General features: G+C 71.3%; 13 protein-coding genes. 4 read left to right on the top strand and 9 right to left on the bottom strand.

The window, feature by feature from the left end:
- Positions 1-198: 198 nt before the first annotated feature.
- The 3 genes from rocD to ADK36_RS26155 form a co-directional block, all read right to left on the bottom strand.
- On the bottom strand, positions 199-1,416 hold the full coding sequence (rocD, locus tag ADK36_RS26165; RefSeq protein ID WP_048580509.1) for an ornithine--oxo-acid transaminase: 1,218 nt from the start codon (positions 1,414-1,416) through the stop codon (positions 199-201).
- The gene (gene ddaH, locus ADK36_RS26160; protein ID WP_048580508.1) at positions 1,413-2,225 is read right to left on the bottom strand and encodes a dimethylargininase; all 813 of its coding nucleotides are present in this window, start codon (positions 2,223-2,225) and stop codon (positions 1,413-1,415) included. The genes rocD and ddaH overlap by 4 nt, the downstream gene beginning before the upstream one ends.
- A 214-nt stretch (positions 2,226-2,439) precedes the next feature.
- A complete protein-coding gene (locus tag ADK36_RS26155) occupies positions 2,440-2,937 on the bottom strand; it encodes an Lrp/AsnC family transcriptional regulator (protein ID WP_048580507.1) in 498 nt (165 codons plus the stop codon).
- Positions 2,938-3,026: 89 nt separating this feature from the next.
- Here ADK36_RS26155 and ADK36_RS26150 point away from each other — a divergent pair, with 89 nt between their 5' ends.
- Genes ADK36_RS26150 through ADK36_RS26135 form a run of 4 tightly spaced genes read left to right on the top strand, consistent with a single transcriptional unit; the run spans position 3,027 to position 7,173 of the window.
- Positions 3,027-3,806, top strand: a complete 780-nt coding sequence (locus tag ADK36_RS26150; RefSeq protein WP_048580506.1) for a LytR/AlgR family response regulator transcription factor — start codon at positions 3,027-3,029, stop codon at positions 3,804-3,806.
- Between the two features lie 2 nt (positions 3,807-3,808).
- A complete protein-coding gene (locus ADK36_RS26145) occupies positions 3,809-4,168 on the top strand; it encodes a hypothetical protein (protein WP_048580505.1) in 360 nt (119 codons plus the stop codon).
- Positions 4,169-4,208: 40 nt separating this feature from the next.
- Complete coding sequence (locus tag ADK36_RS26140; protein ID WP_048580504.1) at positions 4,209-5,921, top strand: cation acetate symporter; 1,713 nt, start codon at positions 4,209-4,211, stop codon at positions 5,919-5,921.
- Positions 5,922-5,958: 37 nt separating this feature from the next.
- Positions 5,959-7,173 (top strand): sensor histidine kinase, encoded by a 1,215-nt coding sequence (locus tag ADK36_RS26135; protein ID WP_048580503.1) that lies wholly within the window; start codon positions 5,959-5,961, stop codon positions 7,171-7,173.
- A 27-nt stretch (positions 7,174-7,200) separates the two neighbouring features.
- On the opposite strand, the gene ADK36_RS26130 is transcribed toward ADK36_RS26135, so the two are convergent.
- The 6 genes from ADK36_RS26130 to ADK36_RS26105 all read right to left on the bottom strand — a co-directional run bounded on the left by ADK36_RS26130 (position 7,201) and on the right by ADK36_RS26105 (position 13,946).
- On the bottom strand, positions 7,201-7,380 hold the full coding sequence (locus ADK36_RS26130) for a hypothetical protein (RefSeq protein WP_048580502.1): 180 nt from the start codon (positions 7,378-7,380) through the stop codon (positions 7,201-7,203).
- Between the two features lie 13 nt (positions 7,381-7,393).
- Positions 7,394-9,322, bottom strand: a complete 1,929-nt coding sequence (locus ADK36_RS26125) for a serine/threonine-protein kinase (RefSeq protein WP_048580501.1) — start codon at positions 9,320-9,322, stop codon at positions 7,394-7,396.
- Between the two features lie 39 nt (positions 9,323-9,361).
- Positions 9,362-10,801, bottom strand: coding sequence for a PASTA domain-containing protein (locus ADK36_RS46655; RefSeq protein WP_078942697.1), 1,440 nt, complete (start codon positions 10,799-10,801; stop codon positions 9,362-9,364).
- A gap of 69 nt (positions 10,802-10,870) precedes the next feature.
- A complete protein-coding gene (locus ADK36_RS26115) occupies positions 10,871-11,821 on the bottom strand; it encodes a cytochrome c oxidase assembly protein (RefSeq protein WP_048580499.1) in 951 nt (316 codons plus the stop codon).
- 181 nt (positions 11,822-12,002) lie between these two features.
- Positions 12,003-13,028, bottom strand: coding sequence for a 6-phosphofructokinase (locus ADK36_RS26110; RefSeq protein ID WP_048580498.1), 1,026 nt, complete (start codon positions 13,026-13,028; stop codon positions 12,003-12,005).
- Positions 13,029-13,217: 189 nt separating this feature from the next.
- Entirely contained in the window at positions 13,218-13,946 is a 729-nt protein-coding gene (locus ADK36_RS26105; RefSeq protein WP_048580497.1) for a type 1 glutamine amidotransferase, read from the bottom strand.
- Between the last annotated feature and the right edge of the window lie 15 nt (positions 13,947-13,961).

Here is a 13,961-nt window from a genome sequence, read left to right as displayed (position 1 = left end):
GGGTGTGGGGCGGCGGTGGGCCGTGATGCAGAGGGTGCGGGGCGGCGGTGGGCCGTGATGCAGAGGGTGCGGGGCGGCGGTGGGCCGCGCGGCAGGGGTGCGGGGTGGCGGTGGTCGTGAGGCCGGGCGTGCTGGTCGGGCGGGGCGTCGGTAGCCCGGCCCCCGTCGTTCGGGAGCCGGGCTGTCGGTCCAGGACGCCTACGCCAGTACCTTCTCCAGCGCCCCCAGGGCCCCCGTCAGCTCCTCCGCCGTGATCGTCAGCGGGGGTGCCAGGCGGATCGTGGAGCCGTGGGTGTCCTTGACCAGGACGCCCTCGCGCATCAGGCGTTCGCCGATCTCCCGGCCCGTGCCGACCGCCGGGTCGATGTCGACGCCGGCCCACAGGCCCCGCGCGCGGAAGCCGACGACGCCCTGGCCGAGCAGCGCCGACAGGCCGCCCCGCAGGACCACGCCCAGCTCGGCGGCACGGCGCTGGAACTCGCCCGTCTCCAGGAGTTCGACGACCGCCGTGCCCACCGCGGCGGCGAGCGGGTTGCCGCCGAACGTCGAGCCGTGTTCGCCCGGCCGCAGCACCCCGAGCACGTCACGGCCGGCGACCACCGCGGACACCGGCACGATGCCGCCGCCCAGCGCCTTGCCGAGCAGCAGCATGTCCGGGACGACCGCATCGTGCTCGACGGCGAGCGTGCGCCCCGTGCGGCCGAGGCCCGACTGGATCTCGTCCGCGATGAACAGGCAGCCCTTGCGGCGGGTGAGCTCGCGGACACCGGCCAGGTAGCCCTCGTCGGGGATGAGGACCCCCGCCTCGCCCTGGATCGGCTCCAGCAGCACCGCCGCCGTCGTCTCGTCGACCGCCGCCTCCAGCGCGGCCAGGTCGTTGTACGGCACGACCCGGAAGCCCGGCGTGAACGGGCCGAAGCCCTGCCGCGCCGTCTCGTCCGTGGAGAACGACACGATGGTCGTCGTACGGCCGTGGAAGTTGTCCGCCGCGACCACGATCGTCGCCTGGTCGGCCGGGACGCCCTTCACCTCGTACGCCCACTTGCGGGCCACCTTGATGCCGCTCTCCACGGCCTCGGCGCCCGTGTTCATCGGCAGCACCATGTCCAGGCCCGTCAGCGCCGCCAGCCGCTCGGCGAACTCCGCGAGCCGGTCGTTGTGGAAAGCCCGGGAGGTCAGGGTCAGCCGGTCGAGTTGCGTGTGCGCCGCCTCGATCAGCGCCGGATGGCGGTGGCCGAAGTTCAGCGCCGAGTAGCCGGCCAGCATGTCGAGGTAGCGGCGGCCCTCCACGTCCTCCACCCAGGTGCCCTCGGCGCGGGCGACGACCACGGGCAGCGGATGGTAGTTGTGCGCCAGGACCGGCTCCTCGGCGCGGATCAGATCGGCGGACGAACGGGTCTGCGCGGGCGCGGTCATGAGCGGATCTCCTGAGTGCAGCACTTGATGCCGCCGCCGGCCTTGCGGAACTCCGACAGGTCGACGGGGACGGGGACATAGCCGCGCTCGTCCAGCCGCGCGGCGAGCGCCTCGGCCTGCGGCGCGATGAACACGTTGCGGCCGTCGGACACGGAGTTCAGGCCGAAGGCCGTCGCGTCGTCGCGGGTGGCGAGCACCGCGTCCGGGTAGAGCCGCGCGAGCACCTCGCGGCTGCCGGCCGAGAACGCCTCCGGGTAGTAGACGATGTTGTCGTCGTCGAGCACGAACAGCGCCGTGTCCAGGTGGTAGAAGTACGGATCCACCAGCGTCAGGCTGATCACCGGGTGACCGAAGAACTCCTGAACCTCGCGGTGCGCCTCCCGGGTCGTACGGAATCCGGTGCCGGCGAGCACATAGCGGCCCGTCCAGACCAGATCGCCCTCGCCCTCGCAGACGGACTCGGGCCGGTACACGTCGAAGCCCGCCGTCTTGAACCAGGTGTCGTAGTGCGTGGACTCGGGGCGGCGCTCGGGCGCGTGGAAGAGGGAGCCGAAGACGCGGCCGCCGACGACGACCGCGGAGTTCGCGGCGAAGACCATGTCCGGGAGACCGGTGACCGGCTCCAGGGTCTCGACCGTATGGCCGTGGGAGCGGTAGGCGCTGATCAGCGACTGCCACTGCTGCTGGGCCAGATCGACGTCCACCCGGACATCGGGCTGCATCCAGGGGTTGATCGCGTACTGCACGGCGAAATGTCTGGGTTCGCAGACGAGGAAGCGCCGCCGGCGCGGCACACGGGTTTCGGGCACAGAGGGGTTCCTCCGCTTCCTACGGTGTTGATGAGGATTGACACCAAGGTAAGAAAGCCGGCGGACGAGCGACAAGAAACAGGAATTGCGTGTCCACGCAGGAATGCTGCGTCTTTGGTCTGCTCAGCGCAGGTCTGCTGCGTCAAGCGGTGTCAGTCCGCGCGTCAAGCGGTGTGTCAGGTGACGCGTCAAACCGGTGCGTCAAATCGGTGCGTCAGTCGGCACGGGCCGTCGGGACGGGCTGGCTGGCGCCCGCCTCCGGACTCTCCGGGATCAGGTGGGACAGCACCATCACGCTGATCGTCTTGCGGATGAACGGCTCGACACGGATGCGTTCCAGCACCTCCTCGAAGTGCTCCACATCCCGCGCCCGCACATGCAGCAGCGCGTCCGCGCCCCCGGTCACCGTCATCGCCGCGGTGATCTCGGGGTGGTTGCGGACCACCTCAGCGAGCCGCCGCGGCGGGGCCGCGCCCTCGCAGTACACCTCGACGTACGCCTCCGTCCGCCAGCCCAGCGCCGACGGCCTGACCGTGGCCGTGAACCCGGTGATCACGCCCGTGTCGCGCAGCCGGTCCACGCGCCGCTTCACCGCCGTCGCGGACAGCCCGACGCTCGTGCCGATCTCGGCGAAGCTCGTCCTGGCGTTCGCCATGAGGGCGGTGATGATCTTCCGGTCGAGTTCGTCGAAGGACGCCGCGCCGCTGTTCATGAGGGCACTGTAAGCGGCCCGATACCCAGCGCGAACCCACACCCTGAGCACATGTGCAAGCGTGCGAATTACTCCTACACTCCGGGTTCATGCTGCGCGCCCTGGCTGTCGACGACGAACGCCCCTCGCTGGAGGAGCTGCTCTACCTCCTGAACTCCGACCCCCGCATCGGCAGCGCGGAGGGCGCCGGCGACGCCACCGAGGCGCTGCGCCGCATCAACCGCGCCCTGGAGTCGGGTCCTGGCGGGCCCGAGGCGATCGACGTCGTCTTCCTCGACATCAACATGCCCGGCCTGGACGGACTGGACCTGGCCCGGCTGCTGACCGGGTTCGCCAAGCCGCCGCTGGTCGTGTTCGTCACCGCCCACGAGGACTTCGCCGTCCAGGCCTTCGACCTCAAGGCCGTCGACTACGTGCTCAAACCGGTCCGCAAGGAACGGCTCGCCGAGGCGGTCCGCCGCGCCGTCGAACTGCGCGCCGCCTCCCAGCGGGACGCCGCCCAGCGCGACGCCACCCCCCGCATACCCGTGAGCGAGCCCGACCCCGACCACATACCCGTGGAGCTCGGCGGCGTGACCCGCTTCGTCGCCGTCGACGACATCACCCATGTCGAGGCCCAGGGCGACTACGCCCGGCTGCACACCGACAAGGGCAGCCACCTCGTCCGCATCCCCCTGTCGACCCTGGAGGAGCGCTGGCGCTTCCGCGGCTTCGTCCGCATCCACCGCCGCCATCTCGTCGCCCTGCGCCACATCGGAGAACTCCGCCTGGACGCGGGATCCGTCAGTGTCATGGTCGGCGCCGAGGAACTCCAGGTCAGCCGGCGCCACGCCCGCGAGCTGCGGGACCTGCTCATGCGGAGGCCGTGACGATGCCCCAGAACCCCGCCGAACGCCGCGTCGTCGTCACCGGCCCGCCCCGGCAGACCCGCCGCGTCTCCGGCTACTACCGCCCCCGCACCGAGATCGACGAACAGACCACCCTCGGTCACACCTACGTCCGCTCCCTCATGCGCACCCAGCTGCGCACCGCCCTGGCCGTGTTCGCCGTCCTCGGCCTGCTCGTCGGCCCGCTGCCCCTGCTCTTCGCGGCGATGCCCGACGCCCGCCACCTGGTCTGGGCGATCCTCGGCTTCGGCCTCTACGCCCCGCTGGTCCTGCTGGCCCTCTGGTTCGTGCGCCGAGCCGAACGCAACGAACGGGACTTCGTACGGCTCGTCGAAGACCGTTGAGCCCAGGAAAACGATTGAGCCCGAAAGAACTGATACGGCCGTGAACTCCAGCTACGCCGTCCCCGCCGTCGCCCTCGTCGTCCTGGCGACCGTCCTCGTCGGCGCCTTCGGGCTGCGCATCTCCCGCACCACCTCCGACTTCTACGTCGCCTCCCGCACCGTCGGCCCCCGCCTCAACGCCGCCGCGATCAGCGGCGAGTACCTCTCCGCCGCCTCCTTCCTCGGCATCGCGGGACTGGTCCTCGTGCAGGGCCCGGACATGCTCTGGTACCCGGTCGGCTACACCGCCGGATACCTGGTCCTGCTGCTGTTCGTCGCCGCCCCCCTGCGCCGCTCGGGCGCCTACACCCTCCCCGACTTCGCCGAGGCCCGCCTCTCCTCCCATGCCGTACGACGGCTCGCGGGCGCCTTCGTCGTCGGCACCGGGTGGCTGTATCTGCTGCCCCAACTCCAGGGCGCCGGACTGACGTTGACCGTGCTGACGGGAGCGCCCGACGAGCTCGGCGGACTGATCGTCGCCGTCGTCGTGGTCGCCATCGTCGCCGCCGGCGGCATGCGCAGCATCACCTTCGTGCAGGCATTCCAGTACTGGCTCAAACTCACCGCCCTGCTCGTCCCCGCCCTCTTCCTGATCCTCGCCTGGCAGGGCGACGGCGCCCCCAGCCGCCCCTTCGACGAACCGTCGACGTTCCGCGAACAGAGCGCCGTCCGCGTCGACGACACCCTCGACCTGAAGCTCGACCGCCCGCTGACCGTCACTGTGAAAGGCACCGTCGACGGCCGCGCGCACGAGGACCAGAAGGTCCGGCTCCCCGTCGGCACCCACCACATCGAGGCGGGCACCCGGCTCACCTTCGACAAGGGCGCCCCCGTCCCCGACCCCGACCGCGGCAGCAGCGGCAGCCTGTCGCCCTCGCAGGCCGAGAACCGCGGCGAACGCCCGCTGTACGCCACGTACGGACTGATCCTCGCCACCTTCCTGGGCACCATGGGCCTGCCGCACGTCGTCGTCCGCTTCTACACCAGCCCGCACGGCGTCGCCGCCCGCCGCACCACCGTCGCCGTGCTCGGCCTGATCGGCGCCTTCTACCTCCTGCCCCCGGTCTACGGCGCCCTCGGCCGCCTCTACGCCCCCGAACTCTCCCTCTCCGGAGACGCGGACGCCGCCGTCCTGCTGCTGCCCGAGCGAATGATCGGCGGACTCGGCGGCGACCTCCTCGGCGCGCTGGTCGCGGGCGGCGCCTTCGCCGCGTTCCTGTCGACGGCGTCGGGTCTGACCATGGCCGTCGCGGGCGTACTCACCCAGGATGTCCTCCCGTCCCGGGGCGTACGGCACTTCCGGCTCGGCACGGTCCTCGCCATGGCCGTCCCGCTGGCCGCGAGCGCCCTGGTCGGCGGGCTCCCCGTCGCCGACGCGGTGGGCCTCGCCTTCGCCGTGTCGGCGTCCTCGTTCTGCCCGTTGCTCGTCCTCGGCATCTGGTGGCGGCGGCTGACCCCGCCCGGCGCGGCAGCCGGGATGCTGGTGGGCGGCGGCTCCGCGCTGCTGGCCGTCGCGGCGACGATGGCCGGCTTCCCGGGCTCCGGCGCCCTGCACGCGCTGCTCGCCTGGCCCGCGCTCTGGTCGGTGCCGCTGGGCTTCCTCACCATGATCCTGGTGTCCCTGGCCACCCCGGGCCGGGTCCCGGCGGGGACGGCGGCGATCCTGGCACGCTTCCATCTGCCGGAGGAGCTGCGGGCGGAGGTGAAGGCATGAGGCATCTCATCGCCGGACGACGCGAGGCGGTGACGGCATGAGCGGATTCATCGCGGGCCTGTGTGTGGCGATCCTCCCGCTGCTCGCCGCCGGTTTCTGGCTCGGCCGGCGCACCGTCCGCTCCCAGAACATGGGCGGCCTCGGCACCCCCGTCGAGCACGCCACGTTCGAGACGCTGCACACCGCCTCGCTCGCCGCGCCCCCGCTGCGCGCCGGCCTCACCGAGGAGACCGCCCGCAAGTCGGCCCGCAGACTCCGCTCACTGCTCGGCACGGACGCGCTGTGCCTGACCGACCAGAAGGACGTCCTGGTCTGGGACGGGGTCGGTGGACACCACCGTACGGAGATCATGGAGCTCCTCGCCGGACCCCTGGAGTCGGGCCGCGGCGAGGCCTTCCCGCTCACCTGCGACACCCCCGACTGCCCGGTGCGCTGGGCGGTGGTCGCTCCGCTCACCGTCGACGACCGGGTCCACGGCGCCCTCGTCGCCTGCGCGCCCCGCGAGTCGGCGGTCCTCGTGCGGGCCGCCGGCGAGGTGGCCCGCTGGGTCTCCGTCCAGCTGGAACTGGCCGACCTCGACCAGTCCCGCACCCGCCTGATCGAGGCCGAGATCAAGGCCCTGCGCGCGCAGATCTCCCCGCACTTCATCTTCAACTCGCTCGCGGTGATCGCCAGCTTCGTCCGCACCGACCCCGAACGTGCCCGCGAACTGCTCCTGGAATTCGCCGACTTCACCCGCTACTCCTTCCGCAGGCACGGCGACTTCACCACCCTCGCCGACGAACTCCACGCCATCGACCACTACTTGGCGCTGGTCCGGGCACGCTTCGGCGACCGCCTGTCGGTCACCCTCCAGATCGCCCCGGAGGTGCTCCCGGTCGCCCTGCCCTTCCTCTGCCTCCAGCCGCTCGTCGAGAACGCCGTCAAACACGGCCTGGAGGGCAGGTCGGCGCTCCCCGGCAAGAGCCACATCAGCATCACCGCACAGGACGCGGGCGCCGAGGCCCTCGTCGTCATCGAGGACGACGGCGCCGGCATGGACCCCGCTCTGCTGCGGCGCATCCTCGCAGGCGAGGTCAGCCCGTCGGGCGGAATCGGCCTGTCCAACGTCGACGACCGGCTCCGGCAGGTGTACGGCGATGCTTACGGCCTCGTCATCGAGACCGCCCCGGGAGCGGGCATGAAGATCACCGCCCGGCTGCCGAAGTACCAACCGGGCGTGCACTCCGCGGGACGGCTCACCCGGGAGTGACACAGGCCCCGACACCAGCTCTACGGCTCAGGTGCTGCGGCTGGCGACCATCCCCAGGGTGATCAGCCCCAGCACCACCCACCCGAACCACAGCCAGCCATTGCTCCCGAGCGCCACCGTGTAGGCCGTCACCACGACGAGACCGCCGACGGTGACCACCCCCATCGCCTTGGTAGAACCATCCGTGGAACCGCTAGAACCGGGCATCGCAACACCCTCCTCAGGGTTCGTCCCCCTCCATGGTGCCCCCGTTCTGCTTCCGGACGGTGCACACGGCGAAATGAGTCCCGTTCTTCCAGGCTCCCTCGCTCGTCCAGGAGCCCGCCGTGTACACGGAAGGATCGAAGCCGTAGTCGCGCGGTGGCACCTCCCGGGCGCACGCCGTGTCCGACTCGGTGCGTGCCTCGGACAGCGTGACGTCGGCGCCCAGTCGGGTGAACCCGAGCACCTGCTCGTCGTGCGGGTCCGCGCAGGACACCAGCCGCGCGTCCCGGCGGGAGCGCACGTCCAGACAGTCCCGCCGCTGCATGGTCGCCGTGTCGGCGAAGGCCGCCCCCTCCTGCCGGTGCCCGCCCAGCGGCCCGTACACCGGCCCGTTCGCGCCCAGCACCAGACAGGCCGTGCGCCGCCCGGCCGTCTCGAATCCCGCCTCGGTCGGTACGAGGGCGAAGCTGCGCACGTCCGCGAGCCGCTCGCGGACCTCCTCCGTCCGCTCCTCGCACGCGGCCGGCCCCTCCTGACGGGCCTCGGCGGCGGACGCGGCGGTGACGAAGCCCATCACCTGCCCGTCGGGCGCCTGCTCCCGGCAGCTGGGGTCCAGACTCAGCCGGGGCGTGCCCTTGAAAGCGGTCGCGCCGGGCCAGTCGGCCAGTACGCAGTCACCGTCCTTGAGCGGGGCAGCGAGCCCGACGGCAGCACCGTACGGCCGCCCCGTCCCGCCGGCGGGGTCCGACTCCCGGGCCATGGCGTACCAGACACCGGCCCCCGCCAGCGCCAGCCCGAGAAGGCCGGCGAGAACCGCGTGGAGAACACGCGGGCGGGTCCGGCTGGGCCCGTCTGGCCCGTCAGGCACGGGACGGAAGTCATGCGGGCCGCCGAGCGGCTCGGGCGGCTCGGGCAGCGAACCGAAGCCCTGGGCGCCGCGGGGGCGATCGGACACGGCCCGGTCGGACACGGGCAGGGAGGGGCCGAACCCCGCCGGGTCGGGCGCGGGCCCCGGCGGTGCCCCACCCCAGTGCGGCTGCGAACCGAGGTCGGTCTGGGTGCGCGCGTACGCGTCGACCTCCGGGGTGACGATCCGTGACAGCGCCGCCGCCGCCTCCGCCGCGGACATCCGCCGTGCCGGATCCTTCTCCAGCAGGGCCCGCACGACGGGCCCCAGCGCCCCGGCCCGTACGGCCGGCCGGGGCTCCTCCATGACCACCGCGGTGACCTGGGCGAGATGCGACTCGCGGTCGAAGGGACCCCGCCCCTCGACGGCCTGGTACAGCGTGCAGCCCAGCGAGAACAGATCCGTGGCCGGCGTGGGCGCCCCGCCCGTGACCCGCTCCGGCGCCAGATACCCCGCCGTACCCACGAGCACCGAGGCCAGTGTGTACCGCTTCTCCCCGGCGTCCGGCTGCACGGAGATGCCGTAGTCGGTGAGCAGCACACGGCCGTGCGGGGCCCCGGTGCGGTCCGGCGCCAGCAGGATGTTCGCCGGTTTCACGTCCCGGTGCATGACGCCCCGCTCATGTCCGGCCGTCAGCGCGTCGAGTACGGCGAGCCCGACGCGGGCGCACTCCGCGGGCGCCGGAGGACCGTGCTGTTCGATGAGGTCGCGCAGGTTGATAGCGCCTGCCACGTACTCCATGACGATCCACGGCAGACCCTCGTGCTCCAGCACGTCGTGCACGGTCACCACATGCGGATGCCCGCGCAGCCCCGCGGCGTGCCTTGCCTCGGCCCGGGCCCGCGCCACCCTGGCCTCGCGCTCGTCGGCCTCGGCCGGGTCCCGGAACACGATCTCCTTCAGCGCGACCTCGCAGGCGAGTCTCTGGTCGTGGGCGAGCCAGACATGGCCCATACCCCCGCTGCCGAGCCGGTTCAGCAGCAGATAACGGCCGGCGATGACCCGGCCCACTCCCGATGTCGGTGATCCTGAAGGCATCCGGTGACTCCCGGGTTCTGCGGGTGCGCTGCGTGGTTGCTAGGCGGTCGCGCTCGTGGCGGGCCCACCGGTGGACGGGACGCCGGTCGCCGGGGCGCTGGTCGGGGGCGCGCTCGTGGTCACCGGTGGTGAGCTGGTCACGGGCGGAGGCGGGGGTGCGGAGCTGGACGTGGGGAGCTTGGTCGGCGAGGGCGGCGGCGCGGAGCTGGGCGGTGGGTTGGATGAGGGCGGGGCGGACGACGGGAGCCCGCTCGTGGGACCGGGGCCGCTGGGACCGGGACTGCCGGGTGCGGACGACGACGGGGGCGGCGGAGCCGAGCTGGACGGCGGGGACGTCGAGGGTGAGGAGGACGAGGACGACGTGGAGGGCGTGGACGGAGTGGAAGGCGAGGACGTCGGTGGCGTCGAGGCCGGCGGATCCTGCGTCGACCCGGAAGACCCCGAAGACCCGGAAGTCCCCGCGCCCGGGGGAGTGGACGTCGATGTCGACGTCGCCCCCTCGGTCGAGCCTCCGGAGGTCCCCCCGGCCACGCTCAACGTCACGTACTCCCCGAACCGCAGACTGCTCCCGGCCGGCGGATCCGACGCCGTGACCCGGGCGTCGTCCGGCGGCAGCCCGCCGCCCTCGAAGGCGACCGCCAGCCCCTGGTCGGCCAGCTGCCGGCTCGCCTGTCCGAACGTCTCCCCGGCGAGCCTCGGCACCGCACGTCGTTCACGCGTGTCGAACGTGGTGTCGTCGGCGCCGGTGGTGCCGACCGGTCGGGCGATGCCGCGGTCGGGTTCATGGACGTCGACGAGGTCGAGCCGCTCCACTTTCCGTGTTGCGGGCCGCACGGCCACCACGGACGCCTCCTCGTAGCCCTTCCATTCCTCGTTGCGGTCGTCGAAGTCGACCTTTATCCGGGTCGTGTCACCCTCGAAGGGCCGCAGCGGATTTCCGCACGAGCACTTCACCGCGGGAAGTCCTTGCGCGTCGACGAGAATCGCGATTCCCGTCTGGAGCAGCGCGTTGAAGGGGGCGGCCCTTCCCTTTTTATAGTCGTGGTTCTTCACGAGGGTGTCGTGACGCAGGAGAACCGGTGTGAGTCGACCGAGATAATCCGGAATCTCGCCCCTGGTAATGGAGAGCGCGGCTGCCCACGCCTGTGCCTTGCGCTCCTGGGCGGGATCGGTGAGGAACTCCTTGAGCCGCCGGACATCACAGATCGTCGGCTGCTTCGAACCGCCGTACAGCCCAGGAGTGTCACCCTGCTGAAGACCGCCGGGCGCCGTCCGCGCCCTGACCTGCTGGTCCTTCCCCAGGCCCTGACTCTCGTCGAAGAAGGGCGCGAGCGACGGAACTCCCGCGGCCACCGCTTTCACCGCCCACACGGGTGCGTCCCGATCGCACCCACTGAGCGCCAGAACGAGGACCAACAGGACGGCGATCCTCCGAATCGCCGTTTTCCCGGCCCTGTGCACGAACACGCGAAGCGCCATTACCGCTCCCCCCGGTGCGGTTCCCCCGACGCGCTTCATGCTACTGAAAGGCGCAGCCTTTCGGTTTCCTCAGTTTCCGCGTGCGTTCAATGAGGCCAAATAGGCGTTGTAGGCCTCGAGTTCCTTGTCGCCGTCCCGGTCGGCGGCCCGGTCCTTGCGCCGGGCCTGCCGCTGCTCCGAGCCGTACCACTGGAACAGCAGGGCGATCAGCACCAGTACCGACGGAATCTCGCTGAACGCCCAGGCGATCCCGCCGGCCGCGTTCTGGTCGGAGAGCGCCTCGATACCGAGGGAGGCGGGCGGGTTCTTGAACGTCTCGACCATCGGCTCCGACGCCATCATCAACGCGATACCGAAGAACGCGTGGAACGGCATCCCCGCGAACAGCTCCAGCATCCGCATCAGATACCCCGGTCGGTGCGGGCCGGGATCCACGCCGATGATCGGCCAGAAGAACACCACACCCACGGCGAGGAAATGCACCATCATCGCGATGTGCCCGGTCTTGGAGCCCATCAGGAAATCGAAGAGCGGCGTGAAGTACAGCGCGTACAGGCTGGCGATGAACAGCGGAATGGTGAACGCCGGATGGGTGATGATCCGCATGTACCGGCTGTGCAGCAGGGCCAGCAACAACTCCCGCGGCCCCTTGCGGCCCCGCCCCGCCGGAGGCAGCGCCCGCAGCGCCAGTGTCATCGGGGCACCGAGCAGGAGCAGGATCGGCGACAGCATGCTGATCACCATGTGCTGCACCATGTGCACGCTGAACATGACCATGCCGTAGTCGTTCAGCCCGGTACACATGACGAGCAGCACGGACAGCACACCGGCGACGTAGGAGACGGTCCGCCCCACGGGCCACTTGTCCCCGCGTCGCGTGAGCCGCACGACCCCCCACCCGTACAGCGCGAGCCCCACCAGACAGGCGACGAGGAAGAACGGGTCGGCCGACCACTGAAGACCCCGCCCCAGCGTGAACGGCGGCAGATCCATGGTCATGCCGTGCCCGCTGTGATCCATTCCGGCGGCTCCTGTTTCGTGGGGGTTGTGCAAGTCTGTCCGGCCCAGACTAGAACTACCCCCGGCCACGTTCGTGACCGGGGGTAGGACAGCCGACCAGGGGCGCGGGGAACCGCGCCATCAACCACACACAGCCCGCAGCCCGCACATCAACCGAACGGACCGAGCTCTGCCCGGCACGTCACAACACGCACTCAGCCTCTTCGTACCGCTCCGCGGGAACCGTCTTCAACGTCTCCACGGCCTCCGCGAGCGGCACCATCACGATGTCCGTCCCCCGCAGCGCCGTCATGTGACCGAACTCGCCCCGGTGTACGGCCTCCACCGCATGCCACCCGAACCGGGTCGCCAGCACCCGGTCGTACGCGGTGGGCGTACCGCCCCGCTGTACATGCCCGAGGATGACCGGACGGGCCTCCTTGCCCAGCCGCTGCTCCAGCTCGATCGACAGCTGGCGCGCGATCCCGGCGAAGCGCTCGTGGCCGTAGATGTCCTTGCCGCCCTCGTCGAACTCCATGGAGCCGGGCCGCGGCTTGGCTCCCTCGGCCGCCACGACGATCGCGAAGCGCTTGCCGGCGTCGAACCGCGCACCGACCCGCCGAGCCAGTTCCTCGATGTCGAAGGGCCGTTCCGGTACGACGATGGCGTGCGCGCCGGCCGCCATGCCGGAGTGCAACGCGATCCAGCCGGTGTGGCGGCCCATGACCTCGACGACCAGGACCCGCTGGTGGGACTCGGCGGTGGTCTTGAGCCGGTCCAGGGCCTCGGTCGCCACACCCACGGCCGTGTCGAAACCGAAGGTGACGTCCGTGACCGCGATGTCGTTGTCGATGGTCTTCGGCACTCCCACGATGGGCAGTCCGCTGTCCGACATCAGCCGGGCCGCCTTGAGCGTGCCCTCGCCGCCGATCGGGATGATCGCGTCGAGGCCGAGCTCCGCGACATGGCCCTTGGCCCGCTCCACCCCGTCCCGCAGATGGGAGGGCTGGACCCGGGACGAACCGAGAATCGTGCCGCCGCGGGCGAGGATGCCACCCACCGCGTCGAGGTCGAGCTTGAGGTAGTCGCACTCCAGGAGGCCCTTCCAGCCGTCCCGGAAGCCGATGACCTCGTCGCCGTGGTCGACGACGGCGCGGTGCACGACGGACCGGATGACGGCGTTCAGGCCGGGGCAGTCGCCGCCGGACGTGAGGACACCAATGCGCATAGCCCGGAATACCTTCTCAACGTGGGCCGGGACCGGACCACGTTGTCCGGCTCGAATCCCCGCCACCCTAGCGGCATCAGGGGGCGGGGCCGAACCGTGCGTCCGCCTGCTGGACGACCCCGCTCACCTGTGCGGACGGGCCGTCAGACGGGCTGGTGACAGCAGGCTGGAATCCAGCGGAACGAGCCGTCAAGCAGGCTGCTGGGCGGCCGCGATGCGCTCGTTGCGCAGTGCCTCGTACCAGCGGTCGTCGGTCGGCGGCAGCGCGTTCACGTCGAGCGCCAGCTTCAGCAGGTGGTCGGCGATCAGCGGGTTCCGCGCCAGCACCGGACCGTGCATGTAGGTACCGAAGACCGTGTCGTTGTACGCCCCCTCCGTGCCGTCACCGGTTCCGTTGCCGTTGCCGAGGCGGACCTTGGCGAAGGGGCGGGCGGTGGGGCCGAGGTGGGTGACGCCCTGGTGGTTCTCGAAGCCGGTCAGCGGGGGCAGGCCGAGCCTCGGGTCGATGTCCCCGAGGACGTCACCGACGCACCGCTCGCCCTCACCGCGCACGGACACCACGTCGATCAGCCCGAGACCGGGCTCACGCTGACCGAGGTCGTTGATGAACTCGTGCCCGAGGATCTGGTATCCGGCGCAGACCGAGAACACGATGGCGCCGTTCTCGACGGCCCGGTGCAGACCGCCGTCCCGGCGCAGCCGCTCGGCGGCGAGCCGCTGCGGACGGTCCTCGCCGCCGCCGATCAGATAGATGTCGCCGGAGGTCGGGATCGCCTGGTCGCTGCGCACGTCGAGACGGGCCACGTCGAGGCCGCGCTGCCGGGCCCGGCGCTCCACGACGAGGGCGTTGCCCTGGTCGCCGTAGGTGCTGAGCAGGTCCGGGTAGATCCAGACGACCCGCAGTTGGTTGTCGCTCACTTAAGTCCCCTGAAA

Origin of the sequence: Streptomyces viridochromogenes, assembly GCF_001270495.1 — a bacterium.
Classification (GTDB): domain Bacteria; phylum Actinomycetota; class Actinomycetes; order Streptomycetales; family Streptomycetaceae; genus Streptomyces; species Streptomyces viridochromogenes_A.
This window is presented reverse-complemented; position numbering and strand designations above follow the sequence as displayed.